This window comes from Desulfovibrio desulfuricans (assembly GCF_024460775.1).
GTDB lineage: Bacteria > Desulfobacterota > Desulfovibrionia > Desulfovibrionales > Desulfovibrionaceae > Desulfovibrio > Desulfovibrio desulfuricans_E.
Window position 1 is genome coordinate 137,489 of sequence record NZ_JANFYZ010000007.1, and the last position, 17,756, is coordinate 155,244.

Annotated in this window: 15 protein-coding genes and 1 tRNA gene; 10 read left to right on the forward strand and 6 right to left on the reverse strand. The window is 59.7% G+C overall.

The genetic code is table 11. The features are described 5' to 3' along the window. From NE637_RS10455 to NE637_RS10485, 7 genes are read left to right on the forward strand one after another with little or no spacing between them, the layout of a single operon-like run. On the forward strand, positions 1-807 hold the full coding sequence (locus NE637_RS10455; RefSeq protein WP_227119392.1) for a hypothetical protein: 807 nt from the start codon (positions 1-3) through the stop codon (positions 805-807). Continuing rightward, positions 804-1,721 (forward strand): hypothetical protein, encoded by a 918-nt coding sequence (locus NE637_RS10460; RefSeq protein WP_227119393.1) that lies wholly within the window; start codon positions 804-806, stop codon positions 1,719-1,721. The genes NE637_RS10455 and NE637_RS10460 overlap by 4 nt, the downstream gene beginning before the upstream one ends. A gap of 9 nt (positions 1,722-1,730) precedes the next feature. After that, positions 1,731-2,270, forward strand: a complete 540-nt coding sequence (locus NE637_RS10465; RefSeq protein ID WP_227119394.1) for a baseplate complex protein — start codon at positions 1,731-1,733, stop codon at positions 2,268-2,270. A gap of 3 nt (positions 2,271-2,273) precedes the next feature. After that, positions 2,274-2,972, forward strand: a complete 699-nt coding sequence (locus NE637_RS10470; RefSeq protein WP_227119395.1) for a hypothetical protein — start codon at positions 2,274-2,276, stop codon at positions 2,970-2,972. A gap of 2 nt (positions 2,973-2,974) precedes the next feature. Next, positions 2,975-4,054, forward strand: a complete 1,080-nt coding sequence (locus NE637_RS10475; protein WP_227119396.1) for a phage baseplate assembly protein — start codon at positions 2,975-2,977, stop codon at positions 4,052-4,054. Between the two features lie 60 nt (positions 4,055-4,114). Beyond that, the gene (locus NE637_RS10480) at positions 4,115-4,873 is read left to right on the forward strand and encodes a DNA-methyltransferase (protein ID WP_227119397.1); all 759 of its coding nucleotides are present in this window, start codon (positions 4,115-4,117) and stop codon (positions 4,871-4,873) included. After that, a complete protein-coding gene (locus tag NE637_RS10485) occupies positions 4,864-5,049 on the forward strand; it encodes a Com family DNA-binding transcriptional regulator (RefSeq protein ID WP_227119398.1) in 186 nt (61 codons plus the stop codon). Before NE637_RS10480 ends, NE637_RS10485 begins: the two co-directional genes overlap by 10 nt. Positions 5,050-5,580: 531 nt before the next feature. Here NE637_RS10485 and NE637_RS10490 read toward each other — a convergent pair. The 4 genes from NE637_RS10490 to NE637_RS10505 form a co-directional block, all read right to left on the reverse strand. Next, positions 5,581-5,674, reverse strand: a tRNA-Ser gene (locus NE637_RS10490). A 347-nt stretch (positions 5,675-6,021) separates the two neighbouring features. Then, a complete protein-coding gene (locus NE637_RS10495; RefSeq protein WP_227119399.1) occupies positions 6,022-6,840 on the reverse strand; it encodes a tetratricopeptide repeat protein in 819 nt (272 codons plus the stop codon). Beyond that, positions 6,834-7,547 carry a nicotinate (nicotinamide) nucleotide adenylyltransferase gene (nadD, locus tag NE637_RS10500; protein WP_227119400.1) on the reverse strand — a complete coding sequence of 238 codons (714 nt, stop codon included), beginning with the start codon at positions 7,545-7,547 and terminating at the stop codon, positions 6,834-6,836. The genes NE637_RS10495 and nadD overlap by 7 nt, the downstream gene beginning before the upstream one ends. Beyond that, positions 7,548-8,807 carry a glutamate-5-semialdehyde dehydrogenase gene (locus tag NE637_RS10505; RefSeq protein WP_227119401.1) on the reverse strand — a complete coding sequence of 420 codons (1,260 nt, stop codon included), beginning with the start codon at positions 8,805-8,807 and terminating at the stop codon, positions 7,548-7,550. 184 nt (positions 8,808-8,991) lie between these two features. On the opposite strand from NE637_RS10505, the gene NE637_RS10510 reads away from it, so the two are divergent. From NE637_RS10510 to NE637_RS10520, 3 genes are all read left to right on the forward strand, one after another. Then, positions 8,992-9,741, forward strand: a complete 750-nt coding sequence (locus NE637_RS10510) for a tetratricopeptide repeat protein (protein WP_227119402.1) — start codon at positions 8,992-8,994, stop codon at positions 9,739-9,741. Between the two features lie 127 nt (positions 9,742-9,868). After that, positions 9,869-11,719: an indolepyruvate ferredoxin oxidoreductase subunit alpha gene (gene iorA / locus NE637_RS10515; protein WP_192113815.1), complete on the forward strand. Its 1,851-nt coding sequence runs from the start codon at positions 9,869-9,871 to the stop codon at positions 11,717-11,719. Between the two features lie 9 nt (positions 11,720-11,728). Further along, entirely contained in the window at positions 11,729-12,337 is a 609-nt protein-coding gene (locus NE637_RS10520) for an indolepyruvate oxidoreductase subunit beta (RefSeq protein WP_192113814.1), read from the forward strand. A gap of 109 nt (positions 12,338-12,446) precedes the next feature. On the opposite strand, the gene NE637_RS10525 is transcribed toward NE637_RS10520, so the two are convergent. Together NE637_RS10525 and NE637_RS10530 are read right to left on the reverse strand one after the other, a co-directional pair. Further along, a complete protein-coding gene (locus tag NE637_RS10525) occupies positions 12,447-14,201 on the reverse strand; it encodes a methyl-accepting chemotaxis protein (protein ID WP_227119403.1) in 1,755 nt (584 codons plus the stop codon). 48 nt (positions 14,202-14,249) lie between these two features. Further along, a complete protein-coding gene (locus NE637_RS10530) occupies positions 14,250-16,142 on the reverse strand; it encodes a bifunctional diguanylate cyclase/phosphodiesterase (RefSeq protein ID WP_192113812.1) in 1,893 nt (630 codons plus the stop codon). Between the last annotated feature and the right edge of the window lie 1,614 nt (positions 16,143-17,756).

The window sequence follows — 17,756 nt, forward strand, 5'->3', positions numbered from 1 at the left end:
ATGTTATCCACCGCACTGCCTACCGAGATCAGGGGCGGCATCTGCACTGGCCCTACATCCCCCAAGGAAGACGGCGCCACCGCGCGCGGCCCTGGGCGTGTGACCATCATCAGCGACCGCGTGTTCGACTTCCGCGACTACCCCGCCGCGAAACAGGACGAAGTTATCAGCGGTGTGGATGGGGCAATAGTGCGTTTGCAGCGCTGCGTTATCCTCGGCGGCATCAAAGCCGTACTTGCTGGCAATGGCGATCACCCCGGCAACGACATGCGCTTCGGGCACTGGGAAATGGAAGATTGCTTCATCATGGGAGCAGGCCGCCGCTGCCCTGAAGTGCAGGATTGCGTGGAGCTGACCATGCGCCGCTGCTGGATCCACAACTGGGGCCGCGCTTTCGATGTTCGCTCGTTCGGGGGATGGGCCCACAGGGGCGGGCGCATAGCTGCGGAGCGCTGCCTGTTTACCCAGAGCGGCGGTATCTTCAGCCTAGGACTGCGCACAACCATTGCCGATATTTTCGCGCACGTTGGGCAGGCCTGGAACGATGATGGCCCCAGTGGGCTGCTGCGCTGGCAAACATACCTGCCGGGCGTGTGCAGAGGGCTCACGGCCAACACGGGCGGACTTGCCCTGGCCACAAAGTGCTACCGCAACAAAGGCTGGATCCGCGTTGAAAACTGCAACGAATTTATCACCCTCGCCGCTGCCCGTGAACTTGTCCGCAGCATTGACGCGCTTATGCCGGAAGAAGGCCGCAAGCGCCTGGGCAACCTGGTTGATATGTTCGACGGGCTGGGGGAAGCATGACCGTCTCCTTTTCCCCTTTGCGGCTTCGCCAGCCCACCAGCATTGCCGACATGGCCGAGCGGGTGGGCGGAGCGCTCACGGCCGTGGGTCAAAGCATCAGTGATGGTCTGGCGGATCTGGGCAACCTCTCACTTCCGCCCCTGCCGGAAATGCCGGAGTTTCCTTCAGCCGAGGACATGCGCAAGGGGCTGGGCACTGCGCTGGAAGGTACGGCGCGTTTTCTTGAAGTATCGCCCTACCAGTACGGCATTGGCAGCCGCATGGGCGAGGCCGCGTGGCTCACGCCTGCGCAGGCGCTGCGCCTCACGGCGCAAAGTCTTGGCGGCCTGACCGTGGACGATGTGACGAATATGGATTCCGCACTGGTGCTGGTGCTTACCGCCGCCGTGGATCAGTCCAGCCTGGCCGGTGCGCTTGGCAGCCTCAACAAGGCCTTTCCCCTGCCAGAGCTGCAAAAGCTGCAACGCCGGGCCAAGGGGGTGGCAGATCTGGAGCAGACAAAATTTGTTGTGCCGGCAGCGCCAGCCTACCCGCCGTGGAGCAAGGTCGCCCCGCGCCAGTTGCCGCAGGCGCGCCGATCCAGCCGGGCCATGACAACCATGGTGGCGCAGGCTGAAGGCATGGAAGCCGCGGCAAAGCCGCCCGCTGATGTCATGGCCAATTTCGCCAGACGGCAACAGGCCAGGGTGCAAAAAGCGCAGCAGGATCTGGCGGCGGTTGGCAACGACCTTGCCGCCCTGGTGGATCTTTCCGCCTGGTTCGGCGTGTATGTGGACGGGGCAGCCGCAGTTGCGGCCAAGGCCCTCGCCAGCCTTGCCCCGCCCCTGGACGAGCGCTTCAAGTGCTGCACCGTGCTTTCGTGGTACGGCACCAGGGCCGAGGTGGCCTACTACAAAGAACTTTTCGGCCTATAGGATACAGCCATGCCAGACTTCTTGCTCCTCGATGATTACACCGTTCCCGGCTTCGGCCTGACCGTCTCGCTCACCCTGCCCATCAAGGACGAGGACGCCAGCGGCGATTCTTCCAGCACGTCAAAGGCGGAAAAAGGCAAGAAGGGCAAAAAGCTGGAGGTCAAGACCAAGATCCGCTTCAAGGATGAGGACAAACTCACGGCATTTATGTCCCTGGCTGAAGCCATGAGCAAGGGCGACGGCAGGCTGTTCACCATCACAAACCGCGTGGCCAATGCAGGCGGCATGCGCCAGGGGCGCTTTTCCGGCGATGTGAAAGTGGATCCACAAGAGGGGCTGGCAATGTGGCTCCTGACCTTCAGCCTTGCCGAGCACAAGTCCGTGTCTGAAATGGCTGAAGACCGTGAGGGCACCCCCGCCGTTGCCGCTCAACAGAACAACGGCGACAAGGTGGACGGTGCAGCAGCTCCGGAAGGCTCCACGGCGGAAACCGAACAGATGGACATCTTTCAGCGCGGACTCAAAAAGTTGGATGACTGGTGGGGGTAGGCCATGCGGTTACGCAAAAAACTTATGGTTGATGGGCAGGAATACGGCCTGGTCACCGAAAACGTGGCCCTCTACTACAACCGGCCCGGGCGCGCAGTGTTTCAGGTGCGCGCTACGGACGAGCAGGCGGAAGCGCTCACGGGCATGGTGCAGTTCGCCCTTGGCTGGGCGCATTCAGACGGCATGACCCTGTTTTTCACGGGCGACGTTGAACGCGCCGTGCGGGTGGACGGCCAGCAGCGCCGCCTCTTCTGCCGCGAAATTTCGGCCCGGCTGGATAGCAACATCCCGCTGGCCATCCGCCACGCCACCCTCAAGGACGTTTTGGGCGCGTATGCCGCCGCTACCGGGCTTGAGTTCATCCTGCCGGATAAACCGTATGCCTCGGTCAAAGCGCCGGCCTTTTATGGGCACGGCAGCGGCTTCCACGGGCTGGCCTGCGCGGGCGACATTTTCGGCATTGCCGACTACCACTGGCAGGCCCAGGGCGACGGCAAAATATTTGTGGGCTCCTGGGCAGATTCCCGCTGGCCGGACAGGCCCGGCACAATCTCGGAAGAGTTTTTTACCGCTGCTGGCAGCGCGGCCCGCAAAATTGCGGCCGTGCCCACCATGCGCCCGGGGGCTGTGCTCAACGGGCAGAGGGTGCGCATGGTGCGCTTTTCCGGCCACAACATGACCGTGGGCTTTGAGGACGTGTAACCATGCGCGAAATGATAAAAAAAATCGTCATGGAGCTGCTGCCGGAACTGGCGGGCGGTCTGCATCTTGATCGCTACGCCCGGGTGCTTGCCGCGGGGGATTCCCCCACAGAGGGAGCCACCAGCGAACGCTTTCGCCCCCGGTATGCCGTGGATCTGGAAATTCTCGGGCCGGACATGGAGCCGGACGCCAGCTTTCCCAAGTACAGCGCCGTGCCGCTGCCCGTGAGCGTGGGCGGCGGGCAGGAGAGCGGCACGTTCTGCTTTCCCGAGGAGGGCGCGTTGTGCGTGGTTGGCTTCGCCTATGGTCGGCAGGATCACCCCATCATCCGGCAAATTTTCCCCCTGGGCGTCAGCCTGCCCGCGCTTGAACGCGGCGAGGTGCTCATGCAGCAAAGCCCCACCAGCTTTCAGCGCGTGGACGCCCAGGGCAACTGGAAGCGCGAAACAAGCGCCGACATAAACGAAAGCTCGCTTGCCCGCACCGTGAAGGCGGAGAACTACTCCGCAGACCTTGGCAGCGAAAACCGCAGCGTGGCCGCCCACAGCACCGAAAGCGTGGGGAGCTGCAAAACCATCGAGGCCGGCACGGTGCTGACACTGCTGGCAGGCCTGCGGGCCGACCTGGGCAGCTTGGGCGCGCTCAACCTCACGGCAGGGGGCGACTCCACCCACTCCACCGCAGGATCCGCGCAGGAAACCGTGGGCAAGGATCACACAAGCAAGGTCACAGGCAACCGCCAGATCGACATTGCTGGCAACCGTGGCCTGACCGTGCAGGGAGCCGACACCATAACCGTGGAAGGCGAGGAAACCATCAAGGCCAGGGGCAAGGTCACAATCGAAAGCGCTCAGGAGCTTTTGTTGCGCGCGCCTGTGGTCAAAATTCAGGGCATCCTCACCACAGAGGGCTACGAGGGCGGCCCGGGCAGCTCCACACTTTACGGCGACTTTACCGTGCGCAATGGCCGGGTGGATGTACCCGACAAGGACGTTACCGCGGGGGCCGTTTCCCTGCGTGGTCATACCCATACGGGCGTCATGCCCGGCAGCTCCACCACCGGCACCCCGGTGGGTGGATAAAGCAACAACCCATGAGAGCCACGAGCCCCAACACCACGCCCACGAGGCTTCGGACTCCTCATGCAATCGCTTACCCTTTCCCCGTCCATTACGTTGTTCCAGGGCGATGCCCTGGACGTGCTCCGCTCCTTGCCTGACGACAGCGTCGACATGGTGCTGACTGACCCGCCCTACTCAAGCGGCGGGTCGACCTTGTCTACCCGGCAGGCTGATCCGGCGCAAAAATACCAGGCGACCGGCACAAAACGCACATATCCAGCCATGTTGGGCGATGCCAAAGACCAGCATAGCTGGATCCTGTGGAGTACGTTGTGGCTTTCCCAGTGCTTGCGCGTAGCCCGGGAGGGTGCCGTGTGCCTTGTCTTTACCGACTGGCGGCAGTTGCCCAGCCTCACGGACGCCGTGCAGGCGGCCGGCTGGAAATGGATGGGTATAATCCCCTGGGACAAACGCAGCGCACGTCCGCAGATCGGCAAATTCAAGCAGCAATGTGAATTCGTGGTCTTCGGCGTCAAGGGGCATTTTATCCCCCATACGAGGCTATGCCTGCCCGGAATGTACTCCCACCCCATACTTGCCGCGCGCAAAAACCATCTTACGGCCAAACCCGTGGAGCTCATTTGCAATTTGTTGGCAATCGCGCCTGAAGGCGGAAGCGTGCTGGATCCTTTCATGGGCGGCGGTTCCCACGGGGCCGCCTGTGTTGAAACTGGCCATCCGTACATCGGGGTGGAGCTTTCCCCTAAATACTTCCGCGTCAGCGCCCACTGGCTTGCCGAGTTGGCTGGCCTTCCTCTGGAGGGTCAGCCGTGCGCGTAACCACCACCCAATCGCTCCCCGAACTGCGCTGCCAGCACTGCGGCAAAAAGCTGGCTGAAGGCTACGTAGACCTCTTGGTCATCAAGTGCCCACGTTGCCGCACCTACAACACATTAAGAACGGATTGCCACAGGTGCGAGGCTGACAATCTCCAAAGCCCTGCGCAACACCACTAAAACACGGCAAAAAACAGCAAAAAAGGCGGGATTTCCCGCCTTTTTTTATATCTCCAGCCAGCTTCTGGCATGTTCTCTGCCGCCTTCAGCACTAATCCGCCCCACTTGTGCCCGGGCTTCCACTCCCTGTCCCTTACCGCGCCTAACAGCCGCGCGCCCCAGAAAAAAAGCACTCCTCCGCCCCAAACCTTCGGCGTTTTTTTGACGCTTCTGTGCAATCCCAGAGCCTGCGCAAAGGGCAGGCAAATCTACGGGGCCAGGGGCGAAGAAGAGAAAGGCACCACTGCACTCTATGCAGCCATTTGCAAATGATTGCAGGCTAATTGCACACATTCTTGTCAGCTAATTAGGCATAATTTACCTATTTTTTTAGCCTTTTTTAAAAAAGCGCGAACGCCTGAATCGTGTTGTTTTGCAAGGAGCTGCGAACAGTATCACGAATGAAATCACGAATTGTCCCTAGGCACACCCAAAATCAAGGCATAAAAAAAGAGCTGGTCACATTTGTAACCAGCTCAAATTATTTACTAATGGCGGAGAGGGTGGGATTCGAACCCACGTAGGAGCTATTAACCCCTAACTCGATTTCGAGTCGAGCGCGTTACGGCCGCTTCGCTACCTCTCCGCAGGCCACAAAGGGCGTTGGGTGCCCCGCTTGCAGCCGAAGGCGGTATATAGCCTATCTTTGGGTGAAAGGCAATGCTTCTGTCTCACAATGGCGCGTCGCCGCTGTGCTTTGTCTCAAAATGGCTAAGAGTCGCCCGCAATTCCTTTATTTACGTCCCCCCGGCAACCTGAGGGGAACGCCCCCATGGACATAGGCGCAAGGCCGAGGACAGCAGATCATCCGGCAAGAATGGACCGGGAAGCAGGCCAAGGTAAAAGCCAGCGTACCTATTCCGCGATATCGCTCTAGTCGCGTTCTTCACCCAAATCCTGCCAACCCGCCCGTAGTGCTTGCCCGCGCCGCACCTAGTGCTTGCCCAGCGCCGCCATGACCTCCAGGGCGTCAGCCTGCTCTGGGTCTGTCTGCAAGGCGCGCAGGGCGTTATCTTCCGCAGCCTGTTTTTTACGCCAGGCAAGGTACATTTTCGACATTTTGCCAAAGGTGGAGGCATGCCCGCCAAACGTGCGCAGCACCGCCTGATACACCGCCTCGGCCTTTTCGTATTCCCGCAGTTCCATCCACGCTGCCACGGCCCCGGTGTAGGCCGAGGCCTCGCGAGGCTGAATGGTCATAGCTTCCTCATACATGGTGGCGGCTTCGGCAAATAGCCCGGCAGCGGCAAAAATCTGGCCCATCTGCAGGCGAATGCCGTCCTCGTCGCCAAACTCTTCCACTATGCGCTTCAAAAAAGCGCGCCCCTTGGCAACCTGCCCCTCGCGCAAAAAATCGAGCCCGCTGCTGATGAGCTGCTTTTTCCGCTCCAGCCGGGCCTCCGCCTCCTGCTGCACAGCCTGCTCCGCCGCAGTTTCCAGAATTTTGGCCAGCCCATCCAGCACGGTTGAAAGCGTTGCTTCCTTGCCCGCTTGCAGGGTGATGCTGCGCGGTTTACCCGTATTGCCGGGATCAAGCAGCGGTTGCAGCGCGCTATGGCGCACAATGCCTCCCAAGAATTCCCCGATCTGGATATCCAGTTCCGCCCTTGCGGAACGCATCAGCTTTACCCCGGCCAGAAGCCGCAGCGCTTCACTCATGGTCACAAGGGCGCGCTCAACTTCATCACGCCGCAGATAGCCCATTGCACGGGCGATATTTTCCCTGATTTCTTTGGGAGCAGTTGTCAGCATGCCGAGCCGTCCTCCAGCCAGTGATGCCGCACTGTTTGAGCGTTGTTTCGCAAAATCTGCAAGGCCGCATCCGGCACAAGAAAATCCACATTGCGGCCCGTCAGCCAGAGCTGTCGCACCCGAGAGGCGCTCACCGCCAGCCACGGCACAGAAAGAAAATGCGCCAGCCCGCCCCCCGGCAAGGTCATACACGGGCAGGCAGATAACAATGGAGCGCGCTCTGCGGCATCGGGCCACATGGTTTTAGCGGCGGTGATAAAATCGGCAGAGGTATGCCCCTTGCGGGGCACAACCACAAAATGACACAGCCGGGGCAAATCCAGCCCCTTATGCCATGTGGAGAGCAAGGCAAAATCCGGGCTGCCCAGAATAAAATACAGATCCGTATCCGGCTCTGCCTCACGGTAGGCGCAAAGCGTATCCCACGTATACGACGGCCCCTGGCGCTGAGCCTCCATCCGGTTGCAGCGCAGCCAGGGCAAGCCCTGAGCGCAGGCTTCCACCATCCGGGCGCGCAGATCAAAGGGCAGCATGGCGCTCTGCGCCTTGTGCGGCGGCACGGCGCAAGGCACCATATCCACGCCCTGCACAAGATCGCCCAAGGCCTCGCGGGCCTCAATGGCCAGCCGCAGGTGTCCCACGTGGGGCGGGTTAAAACTGCCGCCAAGAATGGCCCGGCCCGGCGGGGGGGACGCCGCTTCCGCCATCTATACGCGCACCTGCCCCTGGCCAAGCACCACAAACTTGGTGGTGGTCAGTTCGTCCACGCCCATGGGACCGTAGGCATGCAGCTTTGAGGTAGAAATGCCTATTTCCGCGCCAAGGCCAAGCTGCCCGCCGTCGTTGAAACGGCTCGAAGCATTGACCGCCACCATGGAAGCATCCGCCTCGCGCAAAAAGCGCATGGCATGCTCGTGGTTGTTGGTGCAGATGATTTCCGTGTGATTTGAGCCGTAGCGGGCAATGTGATCCAGCGCGGCATCCATACTTTCCACCACGCACACGGCAAGCACCAGAGCATGAAATTCCTGCCCCAGATCATCAGGCCGCTGAGCAACGGCAGTTGCGCCAAGCAGGGGCAGCGATTGCGGGCAGGCGCGAAATTCCACCCCGGCGGCACCAAGCTTTGCCGCCACCTTGGGCAGAAAATCCTTGGCCACGCCGCGGTGCACCAGCAGGCATTCCAGCGCGTTGCACACGCCGGGGCGCTGCACCTTGCCGTTAAAAACAATCTCCGCCGCTACGTCCAGATCGGCATCCGCATCAATATAAGCGTGGCACACGCCCTTGAAGTGCTTGAGCACGGGCATGGTGGCAGCCTCGGTCACGGCGCGCACAAGGCCCTCGCCGCCGCGCGGAATTATAACATCAATATAACGGTCGAGCTTGCACAGGGCGTTGACGGCCTCGTGTCCGGGAATGGATACAAGCTGGGCGGCATCGGCGGGCAGTCCCGCCTGGGCCAGCGCATCGCACAGGGCCTTGGCAAGGGCGATGTTTGAGCGCAAAGCCTCGCTGCCGCCGCGCAGAATAACCGCATTGCCCGCCTTGATGCACAAAATGGCGGCATCGATGGTCACATTGGGGCGCGCCTCGTAGATCATGGCGATCACGCCCAGCGGCACGCGCATACGGCCCACAAGCAATCCATTGGGGCGCTGCCACTGGCGTTCCGTAGCACCTACGGGGTCGGGCAGATTGGCCACGTGGCGGCAGGCTGCGCGCATTTCATCCATAATGGCGGGGGTAAGCGTCAAGCGGTCAAGGCGGGGGGCATCCTGCCCGGCGGCACGGGCCGCAGCAAGGTCTTCCGCATTGGCGGCCAGAATTTCGGCCTCCCGCTCCTGCAGCAGTTGCGCCAGCCCAAGCAGGGCTTGCGTTTTGGCATCGGGGTGGGCCTTGGCTATGGCCCTGGCCGCTTCCTTTGCCCGCGCGCCAAGGCGCGACATTTCTTCTGCAGGCGTCATGCATACTCCTTATTGTATTGGCCGGGGCCGCGCAGGCCGCCTGACCAGAGGATATTTGTTTTGACAGAGGGGTTGATTCTGGCCTAAGAAAAAAGCTTCCGTCCAGCTCCGCCGATCATGGAACGCGCAGGGCAAACGCGCGGAAAAACTACGGCGGTTCCGCCTCCCTAAGGAGTTTTGATACATGAATCCGCAAAAGAATCAAGGCGCAGAGGATTCCCCCCTGTTGCGCGACCTTCAGGCAGAAGTCAGCTCCGAAAGCGCCCCCATGCTCCAGTTCATGCTGCGCCACGCTGGCACCATAGCCAGCATTGTGGTGCTGTTTGTGCTGGTTCTGGCGGGTACCGGCATCTGGCGCTGGTACAGCACATCCAAAAACGATGAGGCGCGGCAGTCGCTTGCGCGCATTGTGCTGCAAACCAGCGGCCCCGCGCAGGTCAAGGAACTTGCCGCCCTGGCGGAAAAAGCCCCCTCGGACGTACGGTTTTCCGCCTATCTGGCCTTGGGCCAAAGCGCCATGAGCAACGGCGACAACGCCACCGCCGCGGATGCCTTTGCCAAGGCCGCCAAGGCAAGCGACGGCCCCCTTGCGCTGGTTGCCGGCATGAACGAGGCCGGAGCCATGCTCAAGGCCGGAAAATACGCCGATGCCCTTGCTCAGCTGCAAAAGCTGCAAGCCGCGCTGCCGGGCGAAGTTACCGCTCCCCAGCTCAAGCAGATGATGGCCGAAGCCGCTGTTGCCGCAGGGCAGACCGAACAGGCCGCCCGCATCTATCTTGCCCTCTCGCGCGAGGCGCAGGGCCTCAACAGCGAATATTTCCGCGCTCGCGCAACCACGCTGGCCCCCAAGATTGTTGAAGAAGAAGCCGCCCAGGCTGCGGCCCCGGCAGCGCCAGACGGTGCTGGGGAAAAATCTTCCGGCAAAGCCCAGTAAATATCTCTTCGCAAGCCCGCGCATGTGCAAACAGCGCGGGCTTGCGTCATTGTAGGCGGGGCCGCATGGGCCGCGCCATTTTGCATCCAGTTGCGGTTCAGGCGATATGTCTGGGCCTGGAGGGAACATGAGCAATCATCCGCTGTTGCAGGGCGCTCGCGGCGAGCGGCACCTGCTGTTGGGAAACGAAGCCATTGTGCGCGGCGCGCTTGAAGCGGGTGTGCATATGGTCAGTTGTTACCCTGGCACTCCGTCTTCGGAAGTGCCGGACACGTTCCACCGCCTTGGCGGCGAGGGCCGCTACCGGCTGGAATATTCCGTCAACGAGAAGGTGGCTATGGAAGTGGCCGCCGGTGCCGCCCTTGGCGGCGCCATGAGCCTCGTGACCATGAAGCACGTGGGCGTCAACGTGGCCGCCGACCCGCTGTTCACCTCCGTTTACACGGGCCTGCCCGGCGGCATGGTCTTGCTGACGGCTGACGACCCAGGCTGTCACTCTAGCCAGAACGAGCAGGACAACCGCACCTATGCGCGCTTTGCCCTGCTGCCCTGTTTTGAGCCTGCCTCCGCGCAGGAAGCCAAGGACATGACCCGCGAGGCCTTTCGCCTTGCCCGCGAGCTGCAACAACCCGTGATGCTGCGCACCACCACCCGCATCAGCCACATGCGCGGTGCTGTGGATTTTGACGATCTGCCCGCCACCCAGCCAAAGGTTGAATTCAAGCGTGATCCGGGCCGGTTTGTGCCGGTTCCCGCTGTGGCCCGCAAGCGCCATCAGGTGCTGGACGGCATCATTGAAAAAGCCCGCCAGTTTGCGGAATCCAGCCGCTTCAACACGGTGCATGAACCCCATACGCCCACGCGTCTCGGCATCATCACCAGCGGCGTGGCCCGCAACTATCTGGCCGACGCCCTTTCTGCTGGCGGCTGGGAAGACCGAGTGCGCGTGCTTGAGCTTGGCATGACCTGGCCCCTGCCCACTGCCATGATCACAGAATTTCTGCGCGGCTGCGACCGTGTGCTGGTGCTCGAGGAAGGCGTAGACCTGCTGGAGCAGGACATCCGCGCCCTGGTGCAGAAGCAGGAAATCCACGTGCGCATTGAAGGCAAGGATTCCGGCCTCACCGGTCAGGGTGAATATTCCACCACCCTTGTCATGCGCCGCCTTTCCTCCTGGCTCGACACGCCCTGCCCGGCCAAGCCCGTGCGCAGTGTAGACATGGAACTGCCGGGCCGCCCGCCGAACCTCTGCGCCGGTTGCTCGCACCGCGCCGTTTACTACGCCGCGCGGCAGGTTTTTGGCGACGATGCCTTCTACTCCAGCGACATCGGCTGTTACACCCTGGGTCTGTTGCCGCCCCTGCGCGCTGCGGATTTTCTGGTGTGCATGGGGTCTTCCATCTCCGCAGGCAGCGGCTTTGCCCGCGCATCGGAAAAGCCCGTGGTGGCCTTTATCGGCGATTCCACGTTCTTCCACTCCGGCATGACGGGCCTCGCCAACGCGGTTTTCAACCAGCATGACGTTATTCTGGTCGTTCTGGACAACGGCACCACGGCCATGACCGGGCACCAGCCCAACCCCGGCATGGTGCAGGAGATGCTCGGCTCCATGAGCCAGCACATGGATATTGAAGCCATTGTGCGCGCCATGGGCGTTACCCAGTGCACCAAGGTGCGCTCCTTCAACGTCAAGGCCGTCACCAAGGCGCTGGAAGAAATGAAAGCCCAGAGCGGTGTGCGCGTGCTGATTACCGAAGAGCCTTGCGTGCTGTATGCCCGCCGTCAGCTCAAAAAGGCCCAACCCCAGGTGGCCGAAGTGGCCCAGCAGGGACCGGAAGCCATGCGCTGCCTTGAGCAGCTGGCCTGCCCCGCCTTTTACCGCGAGGGCGACAATCTTGCTGTGGACGCCACGCTCTGCACGGGCTGCATGGTCTGTTTGCAGGTTGCCCCCACGGCCTTCAAGGCGCGGAAGCGGTAGGGAGATATTATGAAGACACAAGAAATGCAGAAGCGGATGCGTATATTCTTTACCGGCGTGGGCGGTCAGGGAACCCTGACGGCCACAACCCTGCTGGCCCGTACGGCTCTGGAAGCCGGACTGGATGTGGTGGCTGGCGAAGTGCACGGCATGGCCCAGCGCGGCGGCGTGGTGGAATCTGTCATGCTGCTTGGCGGCTGGCGTTCCCCCAAGCTGGATTACGGCGAAGCCGATGTGCTGCTTGGCTTTGAACCCCTGGAAACCCTGCGCGCCCTGCCCTATTTGCAGCCCGGCGGCGCAATCTTTTCCAGCAGCGATGCATTGCCGCCCCTCAGCGTTTCGCTGGGCAAGGCAGTGTACCCCGACATGCCGCACATTATGGAAAAGGCCCGTCAGGTTGCGGGGCAGTGCCACTTTGTGCCCTGCCGCGAGCTTGGCATAAAGGCAGGTTCCGTGCAGAGCGGCAACACAGTGCTCCTGAGCGTGGTCTGTTCTTCTGGCGTGCTGCCCTTTGGCGTGGACGCGCTGGAAGCCGCCATCAAAAAATTCCTGCCCGCGAAATTGCAGGAATCCAACCTCAAGGCGCTGGAACTGGGCAAGGCCTACGTGAATAAATAGCGCCTTGCGAGCAGGCCCGCCCCTGCTGCGGCGCCTGAGCGTGACCCATTATAAACGCAAGAAGCCCCTTCATTGAAGGGGCTTCTTTTTTGCGGCAGGGATTTCTGCCTTAGCAGTTCTGCATCTGCTCAATGAGGCCTTCAAGATTTTGGGCTTGGGCAGAAAGCCCCGCCACGGCACGCGAGGCCGCGCTCATGGCAACAGCAGTTTGCCGCGAAAGGCTGGTAACATCACCAATGGTGCGGTTGATCTGGTCAGTGGCCACAGCCTGCTGCTCGCTGGCGGTGGCAATTGCGCTGACCTGATTGGCGGTTTCTTCCACAGTTCCCACAATGCCTTCCAGCGCCTGGCCTGACTGCTGGGCAGCTTCGGTTGCCAGCGAAATTCCCTTTACAGCCTCCTCCACCGAGGCAGCGCTGTGGGCCACGCTTTGCTGAATGGCCTTGATGGCAGTATCCACATCGTGGGTGGAAGCCATTGTTTTTTCCGCCAGTTTGCGCACTTCGTCCGCCACCACGGCAAAACCGCGCCCGGCATCCCCTGCCCGTGCGGCCTCAATGGCGGCATTAAGGGCAAGCAGATTGGTCTGATCCGCAATATCCGAAATAACGTTCATGATACGGGTAATCGCATGCGCATGCCCGCCAAGCTGCTCCATATCATCCTTGAGGCGCAAGGAGGTGGAGCGTACGGTTTCAATACTCTCCAGAGCGTGGCGAACCACCCTGGCCCCGTCCTCTGCTTTTTGGCGGGTTTCTGCCGAGGAGTCAGAGGCAACGGTGGCATTCTGCGCCACCTCGCCCACGGTGGCGTTCATCTGCTCCATGCCAGTGGCGGCTTCCGTGAGCCTTTGAGCCGTGCTGTCGGCGCTTTCTTCTGCCTGCCGGATGGTTTCGCCAACCTGACCGGAGGCAGTGGCCACAACATGGGTCACTTCTTCCAGCGCCTCTGCCACCTGCTGCATGGCTTCTGTTTTTGCACGGGCATCGCGCTCCGCCGCCTCAGCCTGTTGCAGGGCGGCATTGGCCCTGGCGGATTCTTCCCGCGCCTTTTCCGATTCACTGCGCGCACTTTCTATATGCACCTTCAAAGCCTGAACCATAAGCACCAGCGAGGCGTACACCCCCTGTTGGCGGCCAGAGTGCTCAAGGTCATAATCCCCTTCAGCCACGCGGCCCGCTATGAGCTGCAACTGCGCCGGGTCTTTGCCGAGCTGGCGCTTGATGGCAAGCGTGATGCCCGCTGTAACCGCAATGCTGAACAATATTCCCACGATGGCGAGCACGGCCCCGGCCAAGCGCGACTGCCGCGCAATTTCCTGCGCACCTGCCGCTGCCTCCTGACTGCGCTGCACATCGTGCTGCACAAGCTGGTCAAAATAGCGCGCAAGTCGGATGAAGTCAGCTCTGCTACGGGTGAACAGCGCAATGGAGCCATCCGTATCGCCCTCGCCCGCCAGACGGATAATTTCTTCGCGGGTGGCTTCCTCCGCATGCAACTGGGCCATGATATTGCCCCACAGTTCATCATCCACCGGCTCACCAGCCTGCTTACGGACCTCAATCAATGCCTGATAGGCCTCGGCATGATGTGCAAACTGCTTGAGGGCACGCTTGATGCGGTCGCGGTACTCGGCGATGGTGACTTTATCCGTATGCGGAGTAAGCGCCGCCAGATCGGAACGGGCCGAATACAGCAACGACGTCATGGTCTGCACCGCCACAAGCGACGGCACATACTGCTGATCCATATGGCTGACGGCGTGATCAATACGATCGGTATTGACGTAGTACACGCCGAACAGCGCCAGCATAAGAAAAATGATGCTGCTGAACGAAAGAACCAGTTTCGTGGTCAGCTTCATGAGTACTCCCGTAGTTTGCTTGTGCCGCCTTGGGGGCAGCAATAATCGTTACGCTTCAAGCTGGTAATTACTGCCGCTGATGCGTTTGCACTGCTTTTTCAGCGTGGCGGCGGCGCGCGCCAGATCAAAACTGCTCTGAAAGTTGCTGGCATTAACGCCTACAATCGTCAGGGACATGAGCGGGAAGCGCTCTTCAATATTGCTGCGGCTTTTGCCCTCGATGTAACCGCGCTGGACGTCATCGGCGCTGTAAAAGGCAGGCACGCTGTCGTTAAAAGCAGAGATGATGGTTTCGCACACATCAGGGGCCGTAAGGGCATCTGTTACGGCGATAAAGTCATCGCCGCCGATGTGGCCTACAAAATCATCCTCGCTCGCGCTTTCCTTGATGATGGACGAGAGGCGCTTGAGCGCCCTGTCGCCATTTTTAAAGCCGTATTTGTCGTTGTAAGCCTTGAAGTTGTCGATATCGAAGTAGAGAACAATACGCGGCAAACCAAGGCGCACAAGCCGCTCCAGCTCTATATCTATGAGCGCGTTGCCGGGCAGTTCTGAAAGAGGATTGAGCTGGCGCGCGTTGGCGACTTCCAGTTCGATGCTCTTTTCGAGCAGTTCCTTGACTGTTACCACACCCTGATAACGACCCTCGCGGGTTACGGTGACAAAATCATAGAGTTTGGCGTCATCACGGCGCATGGCCTGACGCGCTACCAGATCAATGGTGCATTGGTGGTCCACACACAAAAAGGAGCGGTCCATGACCGCTTCCACAGCTTTGTCGGCAAAAAGGGAAAAACCGAATCTGCCGCTTAGTTGCTCGTACAGGCGGTTGCGTGTGAGCGCCCCCACGGGCAAATCACCCATAACCACGCACAGCCCGTTGAGTTTGCTGTTTTTTTCGAACAAATCTACCACGCTACGTATGGGCATGTGCGGCGGCACAACGGTGCCTGCGCGGCAAATATGGCGCACATGAAACTTGTGGACGCGCGCGCCAAAAAATCTGTTTTTAATCTTGTTTTCGCGGTGAATGACCTGAAGGGCCAGCGGGTCTACGGCTCTTGGCGTGGGATCTGGCCTGCGGAGAAAATAGCCCTGTCCGTAGGGCACATCAAAACTGATGAGGGTTGCCAGCTCTTCTTCGGTTTCTATGCCCTCGGCAATGATGCGCGTATTGGTGAGCGCCGCAAATTCCTGCATGCTCTTGATGAGCGCCTGCCGGGTGAGGTCTTTATCCACCCCACGTATGAGCTGCATATCGAGCTTGATGAAATGCGGCTGCACGTCAGATATAAGGTTGAGGCCGGAATAGCCTGCGCCCGCATCGTCGATGCTGATCTGGTAATTCTGGCCTTTGTAATGCTCGATAATCTGCTTGAAGCCGCGCAGGTTCACAACCGATTCGCGCTCGGTGATTTCAAAAACAATATCTTCGGCGCTGATGGCAAAGCGGGTCAGGTATTCCTTGGTGAAGCCCATGCCAAAATGGGAATCCTGAATAATGTTGGGATTTACATTAAGAAACAGGCGGATGCCCGTTGGCATCTGGCGGGCGGCGCGCAGGGCGCTACGCCGGAAGAGATGCTCAAGCTCCAGCATGCGCCCATTTTCCAGCGCGCACTGAATAAGGGCCTCTGGACCTTCAAGCGGAGTTCCGGCAGGGCCGCGGCCAAGCGCTTCATAACCAAAAACAGCGCCATCGCGAAGAGAAACAATGGGCTGGAGCACGCTGGTGATGGTCTGATTCTGGAGCACATCCAGCAAGGCCTGACGACGCTGATCATCATCGGCAGTTGCAACATTCAGTGAAGTTGATGCGGGCGGCGGAACCATGGACGTAGCGCGGCATGGATGTGGGTGCGAATCTGCCAAACTTGCAGGATGCAGCGGCAGATCGCAAAAAGTTTCTACAAATAAATCCTGCGCGGAAGAATCGGGCATGACCCCCTCCACATAAATTGCTGCGATGGTTGGGCTGCGGTCTGCTTGCGCGTGGTGGCCGAGGCATTAATTTCCGGCAGGCACGGCCCTCAGACTCGTAGTCACAAACATCACTAAGCCGATACTATGGCGGGTCTGTTACAGAAATAATTGATTTTGACGGCGAATCAGATTCGTCAGAGATAATTTGAAAAGACAATTACCAAAAAGAAAGAGGGAATTGGGCCCATTGTTACAGCCGCATTACGCGACTTTTGACGACAAGGTTACGGAGGTAAATGTGCGCTTACGCAGGGCCAGATTTTAATTGGGGTTTAGATGGGTGGTAGATAGTCTTTAGTGATAGTCGTGTCTGTCGTGGCAATGATGCCAAGAGCGATTTGCTTGGCTCGACTTAGTTCTATTTTTTGCCCTTTTCGGGCACTGTATTCCGGATCCACGAGCGCGCTCTCACCACATCGGCGTGCGATTCGCCTCTCAGTTGAGGTGAACCTTAAGATTTTGCTGCCCTTCGGTCACTGTATTCCGCCATCCGCGAAGTTTGGGACGCGGGTGCAGAGCAATTTCTGCTCATCGTAGAGTTTGAGTCTTTTGCTGCCCTTCGGGCGCTATCTTCCGCCGCCCGGCGGAGTTTGGGACGCCTGTGCGGCGCGCAGCAAGGCGGGGCCTGTTATGGGGCTACGCCCCCTTCTCGGCCCCCCTTGCATCCCCCCCGAAGCACCCCCTAAGAGAGATCTTCAATAACCTCTGTGTGGCGAGGGCAACGCGGCTGTAGCTCCGGGAGCTTCCTTCCCTCGCTACGCTCGGTCAGGCGATCTCCCTCCGCGCCGCGTAAATGCCAGATGGCGCATTTGCTTTGGATAAAGTCCGTTTCAGCCGACTATCCTGATAACAATTATACTGTTAAAACTGGTCGTTGGCTCAAGCTGTCTCGCCACAATAATTGTTGTCTCTCAACATACTTAGCTTTGCTGCGGGCATCATTACAAGCAAGACGTATTGCTTAATCCCCTAGTCACCTCGAAGCGAAAGCCGCACAGCTAGAAGCCAATGGCAAGTCGTTAACATCATATGTCTTTTGCAGGCAATAATTAAAGAAAGGTTGCGGAGTCACGTTGCATCACCTTTTGAATGCGCAAAGTTGCAATGAAATTACACCGCACGCGGCACAGGACACCCTGCCTTTCAACGGGAATGACGTGAAATGGTTGTGGAGTTGCCTTCCTTAGACTCGCCGGAGCGTGAGCGGAGGCGACGTGCTGGTGTTGGGCGAATTTGCAAAATACGCATTTTTGCGGACTGACAAGGAAAAATTAGTTTTTTAAGCGCAGCGTACTCAAGTACGTGAGCATTAAAAAACCAATTTTGACGCAGTCAGGCCCAAAAAGTCGGGTTTGCGTAAATGCGGCTGACGGGCTCTGGACGCAACCAGGAGAAAGCGAGGAAAAACTCCAAAGAGCAAAGGGGGAGTTGGAAGGAAGGGGATGGGCGGAAGGAAGGAGCAAGAGGGGGGGATAAAAGACAAAGCCCCTTGCGCTAATAGCAGCAAGGGGCTTTGAAGCAATCGTTGACAGCGGCCTACTTTCCCACATGACGTTATGCAGTATCATCGGC

What these genes read in the sequence shown, in the direction of transcription:
- NE637_RS10455 (WP_227119392.1), top strand. Translation starts at nt 1, where the DNA reads ATGTTATCCACCGCACTGCCTACCGAGATCAGGGGCGGCATCTGCACT.
- NE637_RS10460 (WP_227119393.1), top strand. Translation starts at nt 804, where the DNA reads ATGACCGTCTCCTTTTCCCCTTTGCGGCTTCGCCAGCCCACCAGCATT.
- NE637_RS10465 (WP_227119394.1), top strand. Translation starts at nt 1,731, where the DNA reads ATGCCAGACTTCTTGCTCCTCGATGATTACACCGTTCCCGGCTTCGGC.
- NE637_RS10470 (WP_227119395.1), top strand. Translation starts at nt 2,274, where the DNA reads ATGCGGTTACGCAAAAAACTTATGGTTGATGGGCAGGAATACGGCCTG.
- NE637_RS10475 (WP_227119396.1), top strand. Translation starts at nt 2,975, where the DNA reads ATGCGCGAAATGATAAAAAAAATCGTCATGGAGCTGCTGCCGGAACTG.
- NE637_RS10480 (WP_227119397.1), top strand. Translation starts at nt 4,115, where the DNA reads ATGCAATCGCTTACCCTTTCCCCGTCCATTACGTTGTTCCAGGGCGAT.
- NE637_RS10495 (WP_227119399.1), bottom strand. Translation starts at nt 6,840, where the DNA reads ATGCTGACAACTGCTCCCAAAGAAATCAGGGAAAATATCGCCCGTGCA.
- nadD (WP_227119400.1), bottom strand. Translation starts at nt 7,547, where the DNA reads ATGGCGGAAGCGGCGTCCCCCCCGCCGGGCCGGGCCATTCTTGGCGGC.
- NE637_RS10505 (WP_227119401.1), bottom strand. Translation starts at nt 8,807, where the DNA reads ATGACGCCTGCAGAAGAAATGTCGCGCCTTGGCGCGCGGGCAAAGGAA.
- NE637_RS10510 (WP_227119402.1), top strand. Translation starts at nt 8,992, where the DNA reads ATGAATCCGCAAAAGAATCAAGGCGCAGAGGATTCCCCCCTGTTGCGC.
- iorA (WP_192113815.1), top strand. Translation starts at nt 9,869, where the DNA reads ATGAGCAATCATCCGCTGTTGCAGGGCGCTCGCGGCGAGCGGCACCTG.
- NE637_RS10520 (WP_192113814.1), top strand. Translation starts at nt 11,729, where the DNA reads ATGAAGACACAAGAAATGCAGAAGCGGATGCGTATATTCTTTACCGGC.
- NE637_RS10525 (WP_227119403.1), bottom strand. Translation starts at nt 14,201, where the DNA reads ATGAAGCTGACCACGAAACTGGTTCTTTCGTTCAGCAGCATCATTTTT.
- NE637_RS10530 (WP_192113812.1), bottom strand. Translation starts at nt 16,142, where the DNA reads ATGCCCGATTCTTCCGCGCAGGATTTATTTGTAGAAACTTTTTGCGAT.